This window comes from Sorangium sp. So ce363 (genome assembly GCF_051520435.1).
Classification (GTDB): Bacteria; Myxococcota_A; Polyangia; order Polyangiales; family Polyangiaceae; genus Sorangium; species Sorangium cellulosum_B.
This window is the reverse complement of sequence record NZ_CP150333.1, coordinates 10934823-10953082: the sequence shown is the minus strand read 5'-3', so window position 1 is coordinate 10953082 and position 18260 is coordinate 10934823. Positions and strand designations below refer to the sequence as shown.

General features: G+C 69.4%; 10 protein-coding genes. 4 read left to right on the top strand and 6 right to left on the bottom strand.

The genetic code is table 11. From position 1 onward, the window contains the following. Positions 1-54: 54 nt before the first annotated feature. Positions 55-2127, top strand: coding sequence for a methionine--tRNA ligase (gene metG, locus WMF12_RS41180; RefSeq protein WP_437854102.1), 2073 nt, complete (start codon positions 55-57; stop codon positions 2125-2127). A gap of 74 nt (positions 2128-2201) precedes the next feature. On the opposite strand, the gene WMF12_RS41175 is transcribed toward metG, so the two are convergent. Continuing rightward, positions 2202-4745: an EF-hand domain-containing protein gene (locus WMF12_RS41175; protein WP_437854099.1), complete on the bottom strand. Its 2544-nt coding sequence runs from the start codon at positions 4743-4745 to the stop codon at positions 2202-2204. 623 nt (positions 4746-5368) lie between these two features. On the opposite strand from WMF12_RS41175, the gene WMF12_RS41170 reads away from it, so the two are divergent. Then, positions 5369-7600: a caspase family protein gene (locus tag WMF12_RS41170; protein ID WP_437854097.1), complete on the top strand. Its 2232-nt coding sequence runs from the start codon at positions 5369-5371 to the stop codon at positions 7598-7600. 126 nt (positions 7601-7726) lie between these two features. On the opposite strand, the gene WMF12_RS41165 is transcribed toward WMF12_RS41170, so the two are convergent. From WMF12_RS41165 to WMF12_RS41155, 3 genes are all read right to left on the bottom strand, one after another. Then, on the bottom strand, positions 7727-8353 hold the full coding sequence (locus WMF12_RS41165; protein WP_437854095.1) for a hypothetical protein: 627 nt from the start codon (positions 8351-8353) through the stop codon (positions 7727-7729). 156 nt (positions 8354-8509) lie between these two features. Next, the gene (locus tag WMF12_RS41160) at positions 8510-10714 is read right to left on the bottom strand and encodes a bifunctional serine/threonine-protein kinase/formylglycine-generating enzyme family protein (protein ID WP_437854093.1); all 2205 of its coding nucleotides are present in this window, start codon (positions 10712-10714) and stop codon (positions 8510-8512) included. Positions 10715-10881: 167 nt separating this feature from the next. Further along, the gene (locus WMF12_RS41155; RefSeq protein ID WP_437854091.1) at positions 10882-12297 is read right to left on the bottom strand and encodes a sigma 54-interacting transcriptional regulator; all 1416 of its coding nucleotides are present in this window, start codon (positions 12295-12297) and stop codon (positions 10882-10884) included. Between the two features lie 485 nt (positions 12298-12782). On the opposite strand from WMF12_RS41155, the gene WMF12_RS41150 reads away from it, so the two are divergent. Further along, the gene (locus tag WMF12_RS41150; RefSeq protein ID WP_437854089.1) at positions 12783-14669 is read left to right on the top strand and encodes a hypothetical protein; all 1887 of its coding nucleotides are present in this window, start codon (positions 12783-12785) and stop codon (positions 14667-14669) included. A gap of 6 nt (positions 14670-14675) precedes the next feature. On the opposite strand, the gene WMF12_RS41145 is transcribed toward WMF12_RS41150, so the two are convergent. Together WMF12_RS41145 and WMF12_RS41140 are read right to left on the bottom strand one after the other, a co-directional pair. Further along, a complete protein-coding gene (locus WMF12_RS41145) occupies positions 14676-15092 on the bottom strand; it encodes a thiol-disulfide oxidoreductase DCC family protein (protein ID WP_437712446.1) in 417 nt (138 codons plus the stop codon). Between the two features lie 91 nt (positions 15093-15183). Beyond that, positions 15184-15660 carry a hypothetical protein gene (locus WMF12_RS41140; RefSeq protein WP_437742209.1) on the bottom strand — a complete coding sequence of 159 codons (477 nt, stop codon included), beginning with the start codon at positions 15658-15660 and terminating at the stop codon, positions 15184-15186. A 192-nt stretch (positions 15661-15852) separates the two neighbouring features. Here WMF12_RS41140 and WMF12_RS41135 point away from each other — a divergent pair, with 192 nt between their 5' ends. Next, positions 15853-17448 (top strand): ATP-binding protein, encoded by a 1596-nt coding sequence (locus WMF12_RS41135; RefSeq protein ID WP_437854087.1) that lies wholly within the window; start codon positions 15853-15855, stop codon positions 17446-17448. The last annotated feature ends 812 nt before the right edge of the window (positions 17449-18260 follow it).

Sequence of the window (18260 nt, the reverse complement as noted above, 5' to 3'; positions counted from 1 at the left end):
CGCGCCATCGGCGGCTCGCATCCGGCTGGGATTTCGTGCAAAGTCCAGCGCAGCATGAAACGGCTCCTGCTCACCAGCGCGCTGCCCTACGCCAACGGGCACATCCACATCGGCCACCTCGTCGAGTACACCCAGACCGACATCTTTGCCCGTTATTGGCGGATGACCGGGCGGAGGTGCATATCCCTGTGCGCCGACGACACCCACGGCACGGCCATCATGATCCGCGCTCGGCAAGAGGGGCGGAGCGAGGCCGACGTCATCGCGGACATGAGCGCGGCGCACCAGCGCGATTTCGCGGCGTTCCAGATCCGGTTCGACCACTACGGCAGCACGAACTCCCCCGCGAACCGCGCGCTGTGCGAGGAGATCTGGGCGTCGCTGCGCGAGCGCGGCATGGTGACCACGAAGGAGGTCACGCAGCTCTTCGATCCGCAGGAGGGCATGTTCCTGGCGGATCGCTTCGTCAAGGGCACCTGCCCGAAGTGCGCGGCGCCGGACCAGTACGGCGATAGCTGCGACCGGTGCGGCTCGACCTACGCCGCGACCGATCTGGTCGAGCCGAGGAGCGCGCTCACGGGCGCGCGGCCCGAGGTGCGGAGCGCGCAGCACCTCATGGTGGCCATCGAGCCGGAGCGGCCGTTCCTGTCGACCTGGACGCAGGGCGAGGGGCGGATGCCGAAGGAGATCGCGAACTACCTCACGGGGCATTTCCTGTCGGAGCCGCTCCGCGACTGGGACGTGTCGCGCCCCGCGCCGTACTTCGGGTTCGAGATCCCCGACGCGCCAGGGAACTACTGGTATGTCTGGTTCGACGCGCCGATAGGGTACATGGCGGCGAGCAAGGAGTGGTGCGCCCGGGAAGGCGAGGCGTTCGACGACTGGTGGCGATCCGAGGAGACGGAGATCGTCCACGTCATCGGGAAGGACATCGTGTATTTCCACACGCTCTTCTGGCCGGCGATGCTGAAGAGCGCGAGGTTCTCGCTGCCGTCGCGCGTGCAGGTGCACGGGTTCCTCACCGTGAACGGAGAGAAGATGTCGAAGAGCAAGGGCACCTTCGTGCTGGCCTCGACGTACCTGAAGCACCTCGACCCGGCGTACCTCCGTTATTACTACGCGAGCAAGCTGAGCTCGAAGGTCGACGACATCGATCTGAACCTGGAAGAGCTCGTGAACAAGGTGAACGCCGAGCTCGTGAACAAGGTCGTGAACCTGGCGAGCCGGTCGTCGCGCTTCGTGGCGCAGACGGGGCTGTCGGCGGTTTACCCCGAGGACGGGGGGCTGTTCGCGGCGGCGGCGGAGGAGGGCGAGGCGATCGGGGCGGCGTACGCGGCGTTCGACTATGCGCGGGCGACGAGGAGCATCGTGGCGCTGGCGGACCGGGCGAACGAGTATGTCGACCGGATGCAGCCGTGGGCGCTGGCGAAGCAGCCGGAGAAGAAGGCGGAGCTGCAGGCCGTTTGCACCGTGGCGCTCAACCTGTTCCGGCAGATCGTGCTCTACCTGGCGCCGGTGCTCCCGAAGCTGGCCGACGACGTCGCGCGGCTGCTCGGGTGCCCCATGGACCGGTGGGCGCTCGCGAAGACGCCGCTTGTGGGCACGCCTGTGGCCGCGTATGAGCACCTCATGAAGCGGGTCGAGCCGGGTGCAGTGGAGAAGATGATCGCGGAGGGCCGCCCTGCCGAGGAGGCGGCGGCGCCGGGCGGCGCGGCCGGGGCGAACGCGGAGGCAGGCCAGGCGGCGGGCGGGGGCGTGGCCGCGGAGGACGACGGCGCGGCGCTCGCCAAGGAGCCGCTCGCGCCGGAGTGTACGATTGACGATTTCAGCAAGGTCGACCTGCGCGTCGCGCGCATCGTCGCGGCGGAGCACGTGCCCGAGGCGAAGAAGCTGCTCAAGCTGACCGTCTCGCTCGGCGGGGAGGCGCGGAGGACGGTGTTCGCCGGGATCAAGGCGTATTACAAGCCGGAAGATCTCATCGGGCGGCTCGTCATCGTGTGCGCCAACCTGGCGCCGCGGAAGATGAAGTTCGGCCTCAGCGAGGGGATGGTGCTCGCGGCGGGGGACGAGACGGTGCATCTCCTGTCGCCGGACTCGGGGGCGAAGCCGGGCATGCGGGTGCACTGAGGCGGCTGCCGGCTGCGCGGGCTCGATGGACCCGCGCAGCCGCGCGCCACGTCCTCTCCTGTCCGCGTAGCGGACTACTTGGTGAGGATCGGGGGGACGGTTGGCCGCGGGAACGGGAGGACGATCAGGCCCTGCTTCTTGATCTCCACGTTGGTGAGCTCGCCGAACGGGCCCCGCGCGGTGACCGTGATGTTGGTCCTCGTGCCGTCAGCCCAGAAGAGCTCGCGGGCCTCACCATCGACGGTCAGCTGGCCGAGCTTGCGCACCTGCTTGTGGACGATGCTGCAGCTCTCGGCGCCGGCGGGCGGGTACTGGGCGGCCAGCGTCGGGTCCTCGACGATGTGCCAGACGACCACGCTCGAACCGAGCGGCGAGTCGTAGACGTCACCGGCGCCCCAGCGGTTCTCGAGCAGGAAGTACTCCTTGTCGCCGCGCGCGGCGTCCCAGAGCAGCGTGACCTCCTTGCGGGTCTCGATCGAGGCCAGCGGGAAGGTCTGGGTGGTCCACGAGCCGATCTCGACGAGGTCCGGGGTCACGAGGGCGCTCTTCAGCTTCTCGAACGGGCCCATGTGGGTGGCCTGCCAGTGCCAGTACATGGCGTCGAAGTACTTCGACGCCGTGCTCGACGAGTCGCAGCCGTACATGTCCTGCGCGTCCAGGATGCGGTGGGTGAGCTCGTGGGCGAGCAGGCCCACGCCGTTGCGGCGATCCGAGTCGAACGGCGATAGGTAGACGTCGAGGAGGTCGAAGTTCATGGGCGTCGAGTTGCCGTCGACCGCCACGTCGACGCTGCGGTTGGTGCCGTAGGCCGAGTTCTGCGGGCGCACCACGATGAGGACGAGCTCGTCGCGGGTGATCTTGCCGTCGCCGTTGGTGTCGTAGTTGTGGAAGTTGATGCTCGGGTCGGCGGCGCGGATGGCGTCGCGCCAGGCCTCGGCGTGCCCGCCGGGTGTGTCCCAGTACCAGTTGCCCTGGTGCGCGGCCGGCGCCTGGGCGAACGGGCCGCAGTTCACGTACTGGAAGCTGTCGAAGGCGAGCTTGCCGTCGGTGTTGTCGGCCAGCCAGCCCTTCATGCTCATGCCGCCGTCGCCGCCCTCGTGGTAGTTGAGGATCTGGGAGAGCGAGGGCGCGGCGTGATCCGGGCGGACCGGGTCGATGCACAGCACCAGGGCCTTGTGGGTGCGCACGCGCGGCGAGTGGCCGTAGCCCTGGCCGATCCCCATGAACGCCTGGGCGAAATCGGAGCCCGAGCGCCTCTTGGCGGTCACGCGGAGGGAGCGGTCACGGATGTTGGCGGTGGTGCCGGTGTCGCTGCGCGCCTGCAGGGTCACGGTGTGGTTGCCCGGGCGCAGGTTCTTGAGCACGAAGGTGTGCGAGTTCACGCGCATGAGCGGCTCGCCCTGGATGAGGGTGACGTCGCCGGGCTGCGCCGGCACGCCGTCGACCAGGGCGCGCAGGAACAGGCGGCCGCTCGAGGAGTAGACCTCGCCGGAGAAGGTGATCGCCGCGCTCTCGGCGGGAGCCTGGGTGTTGAGGTTGACCGAGAGGTCGGGGATGTTGGTCCAGGTCAGGCCGGAGAAGGGCACCGGCGGGCCCTGCATGGTGGCCGCCGCGGTCGAGCCGCCCGGGGCCGAGGCCGGCGCGGCGGAGACGGCCATGGTGCGGTCGCCGAGGCGGATGTCGCCGCCGGCGGTGTCGCCGGACCACTGGATCTGCACGGTGTGGTTGCCGGCGGGCACGCTGGGCGCGACGAAGGTCATGCTGCGCGTCCCGCCGCGGTTCGACATGTTGGCGTGGAGCAGGGTCACGTTGCCCACGTCCACCCCGTCGACGAGCGCGCGCACGAACAGGCGGCCGCTGTTCGAGGCGGCCTCGGCCGAGAAGGTGACGATGAGGTCCTGCTGGGCGCTCGTGGTCAGCTGGGTTGTGAGGCCCGGGACGTTCTCCCAGGCGGTGGTGGTCTTGACGAGGTCCGGGCCGCTGGGCGCGGCGGCCACGGCGAGCCGGCCGTCGCCGCTGAAGGGCGCGGCCGAGTTGACCACCAGCGAGCGATCGCGCATCTGGGCGTCGCCGCCGTTCACCACGTACCACTGGATCTCGACGATGTGCTGACCGGCCGAGACGCCCGATTTCACGAAGGTGAAGGAGCGCGTGCCGTCGAAGTTCTCGCTGCCCATCTTGATCTTCACGTCGCTCGGCGAGACCGGCGCGCCGTCGACGAGCGCGCGCAGCCACACCGTGTTGGTGGCGTAGATCTCGGCGCTGAAGCTGATCTCCAGGTTGTCGCCCGCGTGTGAATAGACCGCGCTGGACAGGCCGGGGGCCGAGGTCCATGCGCTCTTGGTCGCGATCGCGTAGGGCGCGCCCTCGGCGGGCGAGAGCACGGACAGGTTGCCGACGGGGTTCTGCTGGTAGAGCGAGAGCGCGGCTGCCTCGCTCGCGATGTCTTCCTCGTCCGACACCGCCTGCGAGACGTCCTCGTCGCCGACGCAGCCGAGCTGGACGGTCGAGGCCGTGAGCGCCATGAGCGCAACGTGCTTGAGACGCATCCGCGGGGCCAGGAAATCCCAGCCGGCGCCGCGCTCGTCCTGACGCTTGAGATGCTGAAAGAATGCCATGATGACACCTCCGGAAAAAGCCAATGGGCCCTTGTCCTCGAATCGGATCCGGCATGACGGCCCATGTCCCCATCGCAGAACACCTGTCGATCGGGCTGTCCGTCAGCGCGTGTCCTCCTCGTCATTGCACACGAGGTGCCAAGCAGATGTGCTGTGTGACTGGGCTCACTGCCGGGCCGGCGTGGGTACTACGCCGCCCGAGCCAGGCACGCTGGCCCTCGCCGAGCGCGTGCTTCGGAGCGGGATCCTCGTCGCCCCGAGGGCGTCCTCCACGCCCACGCCGACATTGCGCGACCTGGCCAAGGCCGGAGGAGCATGGGACGGCGCGCGGTGGCCATGGGACGGCGCGCGGGCGCGCACGTGGGCCGCCCGGAAGCGGCTGGCGATCGCGCGATCACGCGCTCGCGTTATCGCCAGCCAACGCCGTCGGACGACACGCACACGCGGACCGCAACGACCCGCTCCACAGCCCAGCATGGTTACGTTCAGAGCCGACGCAGGCGAGTCCTGGCCAGGTGGTGTGAGGAGACGACGCCGAGAGGCGATGTTTCGAGGACAGGTCGATACCAAGGCCGGCGAGCAGCCCCTTGACAGCCGTCCAGAACTCGAATCACGTAAGCAGCATGACCCCGCATCATGGCGATCGAGCATCTGGCGATCGGGTCAATCTCGGCGGCGAGCGCCAGCACCATCCTCAGCTTCTCGCCCGCGACGAGGTGCTCCACGAGATCGACGCGCTCTTCCGGAAGGGCGCGACCACGGTGCTCGTCACGGGGGCCCCTGGCGTCGGCAAGAGCGCGATCCTGGCCAGCTATCTTCAGCGGGTCACCGCGACCTGCCAGGTCGAGCGCGTGCGCGGCGTGATCGCCGGCGCGAGCCGGCACCTCGCGCGCTGGGCCGAGCAGGTCGAACGCAACGTGCGAGCGCGCCCGGGGAGCGCGCGCTGGGCGGTCGCCTCCCATTTCCTGAGGACCACCGCGTTCGATCGGCCCGAGATCGTCGCGAGCTCGCTCGCAACGCAGCTCGAGGACCGCTTCATCGACATGCGCGACAGGAATGCGCACCCCGAGCGCCGCCTCATCGACCTCGTCGAGCGCATATCGAGGCGTGTCCTGGAGCCGGAGTCCATGAGCCTCCTCCTCGTCATGGATGACCTCGACGAGGCGGAAGACGAGAGGGGTCACTCCGATCTCGCCCGCCTGCTCCCCGCGCCGCTCCCGCCGCGCGTCGTCCTGCTCGCTTCCTCGCGCCCTACCACGGATCTCAGCTGGTTCATGCGTTACGCCCCGGCGCACGTCGACCTCGACGCCCCGCGATGGTTCCCCTCGAATCACGCGGCGTGCCGGGCCTTCTGGGACGGCGTCGTCCGGGAGCTCGGCCTCCCGGCCTACGTCGCCGATGAGGCCGTGCAGCGCGCCCAGGGCAACATGCTCTACTCCGTCGAGCTCGCCGAGTGGCTGCGGCGGTTGCCCCCCGAGGGCCGCCTCCGCAGTCCGCTCCCCCGCACGCTGCGTGACGTCTTCATCAAGCTATGGGGCCGCGTGAACCACCTGCCGGCCGAGTCGGAGGTGCTGGTCAAGCGCAGCCTGGCCGTCCTCTGCGCCGCCCCTTCACCGCTCCCCCTTTCGACCATCGCCGCGCATACCGGCTGGAGCAGCCACCTCCACGCGACCACCTTTCTGCGGGTCACGCGCCCCTTTCTCCAGCGCTTCACGACCCCGGGCGCCGAGGACACGTTTCGCCCCTTCCACGATGAGCTCCGGACGCTGATCACGGAGCAGCTCACCGCCGAAGCTCTGACAGCCAGCGCAGCTCCGTACTCCGCTGGTGTGGCGCTGGCTGCGTCATCGCCGTTGCCTTCGTCGCCGCCCCCACAGACGCCGCTGTCGGCGCGGACCGCGCACAACCAGGGCATCCTGTGGATGCGTGCGGTAGAGCCGATCCAGCAGCCGGCGCTCGACCAGGGGTCGACGGCGAGGGCACAGCGGGCTCCCGACCGCCGTGATGAGGCAGCGCGCATCGCTGATACCGAGGCGGAGCGCGCCATCGCCGCCGCGGAGGCGCAAGTGCTCGGTCCCGTGGCCGCTCGTTATGCCTTCCTCGTCGGCGTGGGCCGCTACGATGACCGCAGCCTCGGCAATCTGCGTTTTTGTGTCAACGACGTCATCGCGCTCGGGAACGCACTCAGGAACGAGCTGGGCTACGCCGTCGTGAAGTCGATGCACGACGACGTCGAAGAAGAGCGCATGTTGCCCCTGCGCAACCGCGTCTTGCAGGAGCTGAGCCTCTTCGCCAGTGGGCTGAGCCCCAATGACCTGCTCCTGGTGCATTTCTCCTGTCATGGCACCCTCCACGACGGCAAACCGCATCTCCTCTTTCGCGATACCGGCAATCAGGTGCTCTCCGAGACGTCCCTCTCGGTCGACAGGATCAAGAAGATCCTCCTCGAGTCGCCCGCCCGCCGCAAGATCCTCGTCCTCGATGCTTGCCACGCTGGGGTCGATCTCGGCCGGGCGCCCCGCGCTCCCTCGCTCGACCCTGGGTTCGTCCACGAGGCCTTCGAGCTCGCCGAGGGCATCGCCGTGCTCTCGGGCAGCACTTCCCAGCAGATCGCGATGGAGCGTCCGGAAGCCAAGCTCGGTGTGTTCACGTCGTTCGTGCTCGAGGGGCTCCGTGGCGCCGCCGATAGCACGGGTCGCAAGCGGTTCGTCACCGTGGACGATCTGAATCACTACGTCACGTACAGCGTCCAGCAATGGAGCCGCGAGCAGTCGCTCTCCCTGCAGACCCCCACGGCGAGGATCGAGGGGACCGGGAGCATGATCCTCGTCGACTTTCGTCATCGGAGCGCCTGATGGCTCGACGTCCACGGCGCCTGGGCTCATCGCAGGGCGACCGGCACGTCCGCCGCGCAGGTCACGCGCGGTGACGTGCCGCGCGTGCGCGCGGCGCGCCGCACGACAACGTCGATCGCAGCGCCTTTATCGTCCGACCTGCGTGGTGACGGCTTTTGGCTTTGTGATGAGAGGATCTGCTGGGCCCGAGGGGTTGATCTGGGAAGCCTTCATGCCATTGGCGTCGGTAAACGTGCCGAACTCGGCGGGCCTGGCGTCCTTGTGACCCGCCTGTCCAGGCGCCGGATCGCGACCGGCGAGCGCGGCGGCGATCTCTTTGCGACGGAGGGGTGTCGGTGAGCTGAACGCGAGGATCTTCCCCTGGGTGGGGGTGACGAGCCACCCCGTGGCTGGAATGCGCGTGGCCTCGCCGGTCTTGGCGTGGATGGCTTCGCCATCCAGCGGGTACGTCGTGATGGTCCGAGTGATCTCGGCGACCTGCACCAGGTACACGTACGCGTCTTGCTCGACCGTTCCCTCGAAGGCGATCTTCGTGTTCGCGGGAGCCAGGAACTTCTCGGTCGCGGCGGCGGAGAGGTTCTTCGTCGTATCGCCGACGAGCACCGAGAGCGCCCACCGCAGGCGGTGGAGCTCGTCGCTCGACGTGGAGGGGGCGCTCTTCCTGGCTTTTTTATTGGCTGACTTCGCTGGAGCCGTCGTGGACTGTGTTGCCCGCTTGGGTCTCGCAGCGGTGTTCCGGATCGGCATGACCATGTTCTCCTGGAGGCGTGTTGTCTGGATGATTGAAGCGCACGAGGACCGATAAGCTGCGCGAGCGAGGGCGCCGGGCGGTGGAGCGCCCTCTCCGTCCGTTCCTGGTCATGCGGCCGCTGCCGTGCCCTGCTCGCCGCCCTCCGTCGGCGAGGGGGTTCACCGCGAGGCGCACCGGAACCCGAGCCCGGAGCGACCCTCGATGCGCTTCGAGCGGCCGCGCGTCACACCTCGAGACATCACATCCAGCGCCGGCCATGAACCGCCGCGGCGTATGCGCTGGTCCTCCTCGCGCGACACGCCAGGGCCTTCCGTCACGGGATCGATACAATCGCCGCATGGCTCATAGTGAGAAAGCAAGAACTGATCCTGCACCCACTCCGCTGCATTGCCGCCGAGGTCCCAGACCCCCTCCGGCGTCCTGTCCTGCGGGGACGTGCCCACGTCCTGCTCGCCCTTCGGAGACCTCTCGCAGAGGCCCTTCTCGTACACGCCAAAGGCGACCCCGTCGCAGCGAGGTGGATCCGAGCCCCACGGAAACCGGCGCGCTGTCGCTCCACGCGCGGTGAACTCCCACTCGGCCTCGGTGGGGAGGCGTTTCCCGCGGGCTTTGCAGTAGAGCGAGGCGGCGTCCCAGGTGACCTGGATGACCGGCTTGTTCTCGTGGCCCGGCCGGGGCACGAAGCGCCTCTCCGGGCGCAGGAGGATCCCCGAATACTCGGGGAAGAGATCGACCAGCAGATAGCCGCGCGCGCGCTCGTGTACGTAGCGCTGGATGCGGTGCTCGGGATCCTCCTTGATGTCGAGCGCCGGCGAGGTGACATCGAGCCACGCGGCGAACTCCGCGTTCGTGGTCTCGTAAGCATCGATGTAGAAGGGGGACACGGTCACCTCTCGCACGGGCTGCTCTCGCTCGAGCAGGTCCCGGCGGCACTCGGGCCCGAGGCGCTGGCACTCGGCGTCGATCTCGGCGAGCGTGCTCCCCATCCGGAACTGGCCTCCCTGGAGCCGCACCATGTTGGACAGCGTCACGGGCGCTCTCTCCGGGGGCGCGGGCCTCGCTGGTGCGCTCGCCACGAGCGCAGCCTTCAGGGGGAGCCTCCTGGTCAGCGCAGCCTGCGCGGGTCCGCCGCCGACGCCGTTGCTGTACGCGCGAACGAGGCCATAGGACGCGGTCACGAGCAGCGCAGGGATCGCGAGCAAGCCGACCAGGCCCCGCCCCTGCGGCCGCGCGGACGACGCGGTGACCTCTTGCGTCTCGGTGCGCTCGACGCGCACCTCCATCTGCTCCGGTGTGTTGTCGGCCCCGGGGCCGGGTGACGGCGCGGCCTCGGACGGAGCCACCTCCGCCGCCTCGGCGATCTTCGTTCCGCCTGGCCGTGATCCCCTCTCGTGCGGGGTCGTCTCCCGGACGGCCGGCTTCTTCACGGTCGTCCTGCCGGCGTACCCCGCCTCCGGTGTCGCTGCTGACGTCGACGCCGCTGCGGATCCCACGACCGCCGCCGGCGTGACAGCGGGCGTCGCTGCGATGTCGCGGCGCATGGCCTCGGCGATCTGGGCGATATCCGGGCGCCGCGACGGCTCCTTCGCCAGCATGCGCCGGATCAAGCTCGAGATCTCCTGGGGCACCTCCGGGGCGACCTCGCTCAGAGGACGCGGATCCTGGAAGAGGTGCATGCGCAGGACCTCGACGGGCTCACCCGTGAACGGCGGCTCTCCCGCGAGCAGCTCGTGGAGGACGACGCCCAGGGAGTAGACATCGGATCGGCTGTCCACCGGCGATTGGCCGACACACTGCTCGGGCGACATGTACATCGCCGTTCCGAGCACCGAGCCCGGCGCGGTGAGATCGGCCTTGTCCTCGGTGAACCGGGCGATGCCGAAATCCAGCAGCTTCAGGCGCTCCCCGCCGGACGCCTCGTCGTCGGCGACGAGCATCATGTTCGAGGGCTTCAGGTCGCGGTGGACAATCCCGTTCTTGTGGACCGCCGCCAGCGCCGACGCCGCTTGACGGCCGATACGAAGCACCTCCGGAAGGGCGAGCCTCTTGCATCGCATCAGGCGACTCCGGAGCAGCTCACCTCGGAGATACTCCATGAGGATGTACGGCTCGCCCTGGGGCGTCTCACCGAAATCGAAGATCTTCACCAGCCCAGGATGATCGACCAGGCTCAGCGCGCGCGCCTCATTGGTGAACCGACGAAGCTGGCTCGCATCCCGGGCGAGCTGGCTGGAGAGCACCTTGACCGCCGCGAGCTGTCCAACGCTCCGATGGACCGCGCGGTAGACAACCCCCATCCCCCCACGGCCGATCTCCTCGGTGATGAGGTACTGGCCGATGCTCGATCTGAGGAGTGAATCCACGCTGCGCCTCGGTTCAGACTCGGCGGCCTCGAACGGCTCGGGTGAATCCTATAACGGTGAACGATGGGGGAAAACGACCTATCGATGCCCCGGCCTGCGCGAAGCAGCGGGGGCCAATGCGATGCCGTTCACGCTGTAATTTGCTTCGCGCTCGGAGAGCGGCCACGTCAGCGGCGGAAGCGCTGCACATCGAGGTCGTGATGGGCAATCCATCGATAGATCTGCTTGCGCGACCGGCGCGTCGCCCGCGCGATGTCCGCCACCACGCCGCGGTGCGCGCGGAGCAGCTCCTCGAGCTGGGCTCGATCGGGCGGAGGCTCCCGCTCGTCGGCCGCGTTCGACGCATCTTCCTCGCTGGAGGGCGCGGGGGCCGACGAAGGGTGCGCGTCGGAGGTGGTCGTCCGTGGAGCTGCGGGTGCTGCGCCGGACGGAGGCCCGAGCCGGTCGGCCACGAGCTCGAGATCCAGCACGCCGGCCTCGCCGCCGCGAATGCGGAGCTGCGCGGCGAGGGCGAACACCTCGCGAACATTGAAGGGCCATGGATGCAGGAGCAGCGCCTCCGCGAGCGCGGAGCTGACGCGCGGGCGGGGCCGGCCCAGCGCGTGATCGAGCAGGGGCAGCACGTCCTCGCGCCGCTCGCGGAGCGGCGCGATCCCGAGCGGGAACTCCGAGAGCCTCGCGAAGAGATCGCCGCGAAAGCGGTGCGCCGCGATATCCGCCGTGAGGTCGCGGTTCGTCGCGGCGACGATGCGGACGTCGCAGGCGACCGGGGCTGTCGCCCCGACGGGGAGCACCATGCGATCCTGCAGCACGCGAAGGAGCTTGGGCTGCACGCCCTGCGGGAGATCGCCGACCTCATCCAGGAAGAGGGTGCCCCCGTCGGCGGCGCGGAACAGCCCGGGGCGGGCCACAGCCCCGCTGAACGCGTTGGCCAGGTGACCGAACAGCTGGCTCTCGGCGAGGCTCTCGGGGATGGCGCTGCAGTTCACGGCCACGAACGGCCCTCGCCGCTTGCTGGCGTCGTGCACGGCGCGCGCCACCACCTCCTTGCCGCAGCCGCTCTCGGCGAGGAGCAGCACCGTGACCTCGGTGGGGCCGACGCGGTGGATAGCGGCGCGCAGCGCGCACATCGAGGGAGCGTCGCCGAGGAGCGATGGCACCGGCGCGTCGGTCTGAGGCTCCGGTTCGGCGCGGACCACCAGGTACGAATCACCTATCGAGAGCACGTCGCCGTCGTCCAGCAACGCTTCGTCGATGCGCCGTCCGTTCACGTGCGTGCCGTTGCGGCTCTTTTCATCGACGACCCGCAGCCGGCCGAGCGCGTCTGTGTGGAGCGTCGCGTGGAGCCGCGATGCGCGAGCGTCGCGGGGCAGGGCGATGCCGCTCCGCACCTCCCGCCCCATGGGCGTCGCACCTCGCGACGGCGTGAAAATGACCGGCGGGTTCAGGAGGTCGTCGCCGGAGTAAACAAGGCGCAGACGGAACACCCGCAGCAGGCCGCGCAGGATCACAGGCGCCTTCTCCTCGGTCGTCGCCGCGGGCGGGACCTCGCCTGGCCTGCTGGTGGGTACATCCTTGGGCATTCACCAGACAAATAGCGCAACGAGGCGCTCTCCTGGGTACCGCGAGCGGCTCTCCCGGAGGCCATGCGTCCCGTGGCGACGCCTCCAGCGATTGCAGTGAGAGTGAACTGGCGCTGCGGCGATCGCGGCCATCGCTCCGCCGGGTGTGCACGGGTCGTGGGACCGCCCGCGGGCCGTCCAGGCGGAGGGCGGCAGGGCTCGATGGGCGTCGCCGGGGTCGCGGTGGGCGTCCACATCGGGTGCGCGACGACCTATCATCCTGCAACCGCGAAAGTATTCCAGGGACCTCGATGAGCAGACGTACGTGGGCGGATGGGTTCGACGACTCGACTGGCGGTCAGGAGCTCGCCGTGAGACGAGATGCGCTCCAATCCTTGCGCGGCCCGGAGGGAGGCTATGCCCGATCGCACCGCGGCCTTGCTTCGTTCTGGCGGACCATTGCGGAAGAGATTCGCGCTCGGCCGACTTCGCCCGACATCCTTCCGTTGCTGACACAGCTTGACGACTGGCTTGTCGGCGGGCCGCCCTGCGGGATGGTGGTGAGCGCCAATCCCGCGGCGCGCACGGCCCTCTTGGCGCGATGGGCTTTGTCGATCGTGGAGCGCAAGTCGGCCGAGGTGATCTTCGTACCGGTAAGCCCGTGCCTGGGAACAGCGGTCGAACGCGACGTGCTGAAGCTGCTGTTTGGCTTGTTTCGGAGCTCAGAAACAGCAGTATTCAGTCGACCGCGGAGCCCCGAGGAGCTGATGCTGTCAATCCGAATGGCGCTACGAGGCGTCGATTCGGTCTCCTCGGTTCCAGACGAGGAATGTCCCCAGTTGCTCGTGATAGTGGACGGGATCGAGAGGGCGGCGGATGGATGGCCTCATAGACGAATGCCTTTCCTGGGCGAGGCCTACGATGGGGCACACATCCTTGTGTCCACCAGTCCGGAGGATTCTTCCGCACGCGGCCTGGGGTTGCATGAACGCCTCGCTTGGTCTCGGGAGAAGACGAGTGTCTTCTTGATTGCGAGCGAGAGCGAATCTCCGGAAGGAACGGCGCAGGCGCAGCGAACCGTCGAGAGAGCTGGCGACGTGGCCCCCTCGTCGGTTCGCTTCTTCGATGCGCTCGGGACGGTGCTCGCACCCGTATCGAACGATGATCTCGTCTCGGCACTGGGCTTGGACACAACCGAGGTTGAGGCCTTCAAGGACGGACCGCACGCTGCTCAGCGGCTCGTCCTGCTGAGCGACGACGGCAAATTCTCCTTCCGCGACGACGCGACTCGTGCAGGTTGGACGATGGAAACGAACAAGGTCGCGTCCATCGAAGATGCCCTCATCGTGAGGGGGCTGGCGGCGCTCACGCGCGGAGCCATCTCGCCCGAGGCGTGGCCATCCTACCTCGTGGAGTACCTGGGCGCCCACATGAAGCGGCGCTCTGTATCAATATTTGACTTGCTGACGCTCGTGTCACCCGAGTGGCTCCGAATCTGGATGAGCCATCCCGGAGGCTTGGTCGGGTTCACCACTGACGCTCGTCGCGCGCGTTACGCCGCCGAGGACGCGCTCATCGAAGCCTGCCGTCCGGAGCGCGCTGCAGCGGCCGCGCAAGAGAGGGCAACGCTTCTCTGCGTTGTCGTTCGGTGCGCCCTGGTCGAAGCCTCCTTGTTCGCGAAGGAGGGAGGTATCGAAGAAGTAGATTATCGCACGGCGCCTTATGTAGAGCCAACGGTCGATGTGACGAAGCCGACTGGAGCCATGCGCGAGCGCGCCGAGGCGCTGGTGACGTTCGCCTCCCTCTTGACAGGATCGGAGCAGCAGCTGGTTCGGGGATGGGCAACGGATGCATGCGCAGGTCTCGACGAGATCGTTCCCCGACCGATCCCTTACGTGGCAACCGACCCGAGCTCAGCGGACCCCGAGCGCACCCGCCGGATCCGCGCGGGCGCGACGTACGACGAGGTCGACGGGTATCTGTCGAGGGACATGGTGATTCGACCCACGGATCTCTCACCCGACGAAGCTTGGCGTCTCGCGGAGAGCCGAGAAGGGGAATCTCGGATGGTCAGCTTCGCGGGCATCTTGCCGGATCTCCCCGAGGACATGCGCGAGAAGGCCGTGCGAGAGGTCATGTCCGCGTACTGGGCTCACGGCGACCGGCTGGCGCTGCGCGTCCTTTCGGCTTGCGCGCCCTGGATGGCCCTTCCCGATGCAGCCATGGTCATGTGCAACGAGCTCGGCAACGACTGGACCGGCGACCTCCCCGGGATGCTGGTAGGCTTCGGCAGCCTCACCGAGCTCTCTCCGCTCTTGCTGCGGTTGGGCGGGGCGGCGGCGATCGTGGGGGTCGCCCGCGCCATCGCCGAGGTGGGGCAATGGCTCCCCTAGTTCTCTTCACCGATAAGGCCCTGCCGCCGGCGCTCCCGGCAGCCGGCAGGAGCCGCTCGCGCAGGACGGGTGGCCGAACCAGCCCGCGAGCCACTTCCTGTTGCCCGAGAGCGCGTGGAAGAAGCGCTCCGCCATCTTCGAGAGCGTGTCGCCGCTCAGCCGGTACGACCACTCGCGATACCCCTCGAGCGCCCAGAGCGCCACGATGAAGGCCGCGGGGCCGGCCCAGACCTCGCCGCGATCGCTGATCACGACGAGCTCCTCGCCGAGCCAGGGCACCGCCCCGTACCGCTCCGCCGCCTCGGGTGAGCCGGCGGGCAGGAACTCCATCTCGACCAGCGCCGTCTGGTGCTCCATCCAGTGGCGGCACCGCGTGCACAGCGCGCACTCGGCGTCATAGAGCACGGTGATTCGCTCGATCATGGCCCGCTCTCCTCGCAGCGCGGAGGCCAGGGCGCCTGGCCGCGCCGCCAGCGCGAGGCGCCACGGCGCCTCACGCCCGCGTCTGCGCTCGTCACGCCGAGACCTCCGCGACGGCCCGCCGGCGCTCTCGCTGCGCGGCCATCTCCTCTTCCGCGCGCGCCGTGCGCGGATCGATGCGCATCTGCGGCGCGACCGGAGGCGGCAGCACCGCGAGCTTCGCGCGGCGGCGGATGCGGTGGAACACGAGGAGGTTCGTGAAGTGCATCAGCGCGAGCGACAGCAAGAGCAGGCCCAGCTTCGACGACAGCACCTCGACCGCCTCCGTCATCGTCGCCGAGCCTTCCGCCTTCAGGATCAGCGACGCATACCCCAGGTTCACCAGGTAGAACCCCACCACGAGCAGGCGGTTCACCGCCTCGGCCATCCTCGGGTTGTCGGCGAACACCTCCTCCAGGAACACCGATCCATTCTTGAAGAGCGTGCGGGCGATCCAGATCGTCAGTCCGACGCTGATGACCGCATAGGCCCCGTACACCGCGATGAGATAGCTTTCGACCGGGTCTGCCATGGTTCGTCTCCTCGACAGGCCTCTCAGCAGCGCCCGTGCCATCCGCGGGATCCGCGCTGATCGACCGGATCGAGGCGCGGCGGCGGGCCGCGGTGCCCAGGCCATGGGCAGGCCGCTGTCCACGCCGTGGACACCTCGCGCCCCCGGGGCCTCTGGCGCTATTGTCGGGGCTTCCTACCCCGCCGAGGCCGTGTGAGACCCCTGGTCGCTCTCGCGTACTACCCGCTCTGGGCCGCTGCCGTGACCGTCGCGGTCACCGCGCTGCGGCTCGGGCGCAACGTGGGCCGCGGCCTCGTCGCGCTCTGCTTCTTCCTCGCCTTCTGGGTGACGGGGCTCATCCTGCTCGAGACCGACGGCACGCTCGTCCTCGCCGAGCACGTCATCCCGAGCGGGATCATCGTCTCCGCGGGCCTCGCCCACGCCTACGCCGACATCGCCGGCGCCTCGCGCCGCCCCGTCGTCTTCGCCTACGCCGTGTGCGCCGCGGTCGCGCTGCTCGGGGCCGTCGACCCGCGCCTCCTCTACGGTCCTGGCGCCCGCTCGCCGGGACCGCTGTTCTTCCCGCTCTCGGTCGTCATGGGCGTCGCCTGGGTCGTGGTCGGCGTTCGCCTCGGGCGCGCGGCGCTCGCGGCCCGGGGGCTCCAGCGGCGGCGCATCGCCGCGCTCTTCTTCGGCAGCGTGCTCGCGACGCTCGGCGGCGGCTTCGTCGTGGTGCTGCGTGTGCTCCGGCTCGGCGACGTGCTCCTCGGCGCGCCGCTCCTGCTCCTCGCCATCCTGCTCGTGGCCTACGCCGTGCTCATCGGCGAGCTGGGACGCTCCCGCCGCGTCTTCGCGCAGGGGCTCGCCTACGCCGGCCTGACAGCGCTCCTCTCGTCGCTCGGGCTCGTTGTCTTCTTCAAGGTCCTGCCCGCGCTCGCGCCGGGCGGCGGCGCGTCGCTCGGCTGGCTCGCCTTCGTCGTCTTCCTCGCCGCGCTGCCGTCCGATCCGCTGCGCATGCTCGTCGTGGAGCACCTCGGGCGCCGGCTGTTCTCGAGGCCCATCGGCGTCCGCGACCTCGCCGACGAGATCGAGCGCGTCGAGGTGCGCGCCGACCAGGCCGAGCGGCTCGCCGAGCTCGGCCGCCTTGCGAGCGCGGTCGCGCACGAGATCCGCAATCCGCTCGGGGTCATCGCCGCGCAGGCGAAGCTGCTCGAGCGGCAGGGCGCCAGGCCCGAGACCGTGGCGTCGCTGCGCGCCCAGGTCGACCGGGCGAGGCGCTTCCTCGACGACCTGCTCCGCTACAGCCGTCCGAGGCCGCTCGAGGTGAGCGAGGTCGACGTGCTCTCCACGCTGCGGCTCGCGGCGAGCCAGGTCCGGCAGATCGTCGGCGAGGGTGCGCCGCCCATCGAGGTGGCGCCCGAGGCAGGCGGGTCGATCTTCGTCGAGGCCGACCGCGGAGCGTTCCTCGACGTCGCCTCGGCGCTCCTGCAGAACGCGGCCATCGCGCTCGACGGGAGCCCCGAGGGGCGGATCCGGGCGGTGGCAACGCGCGGCGAGGGCGGCTTCGTGGTCGTGCGCGTGGAGGACAACGGCCCGGGGGTGCCGGCCGAGATCGAGGCGATGCTGTTCCAGCCGTTCGTGACGGGTCGGGGGCGAGACGCGAAGCACCCGGGCACGGGCCTCGGCCTGGCCGTCGCGGCGCGCTGGCTGGAGCGGCACGGGGGAGCGCTGCGCTACGAGCGCGGCCCGGGGGGCGGCGCGCGCTTCGAGGCGCGGTGGCCCGAGAGGGCGGCGGAGGCGGCGGGGTGAGGTGACGCGGATGACCTCGGCCGGGTAGGTCTCGGGATCGAGACCGTGGAGCTTGCAGCTCGCCACGAGCGAGAAGAGGTTGGCCGCGGCAGAGGCGTGGTCGAACACGCGCCTTGCGGAGATTCGGCTGGAGAGCCTGGATGTGCGCTCGAAGGAGGAGGATCAGCACTTGTGGACCGAGGCCGGGCAGGGATCGATGACGGTGCCTTCTCTGATCATGGAGCTCGAGATCGAGGGTGCTGTGATCCGTTGTGGTGCCGAGCGTTCGGGTCCAGCAGCTCGGTCGAGGTGCTTGCGCTCCAGGGAGCCGTGCCGGTTGCCGCGGTGCCCAGCGACGCGATCCGGGGACCGCCACGAGAGCGAGCCGGACGACGGGAGGAGCGCCGGGCTACCTTTTCGCGGATGATGCCGGGGGCGAAGGCGGGACCCTCCTTAAATGGGTTGTGATCCGTTGCGGGGCGGAGACCGCACGCTGCTACACATTGGACGGAATGACGACCGCGGGAGGGCTCATGGCCACGCGGGGGCGGGGGTGATGCGGGGGTACGGGAGGAAGGCACGCTTCCGGTGACCTGCATGCTGCCCTCGAACCGCTTCGCACCATAGGGATGGGAACTTTACGGCGGGCACCCAGCCAGCGGGGCGGATCCCAGGTCCGAGTCTGCACCCTGACCCAGCGCAAAGGCGAGCGAGCGGGTGTTAGCGCGATGGGTGCAGGCGGCGGGCGGGTCGATGTGCTGCCGGCGCGGACCTGCGACCCAGGCGGTGCCCCCGAGCCGGACGGGCTGCTCTTGACACCGAACGAGATCTCC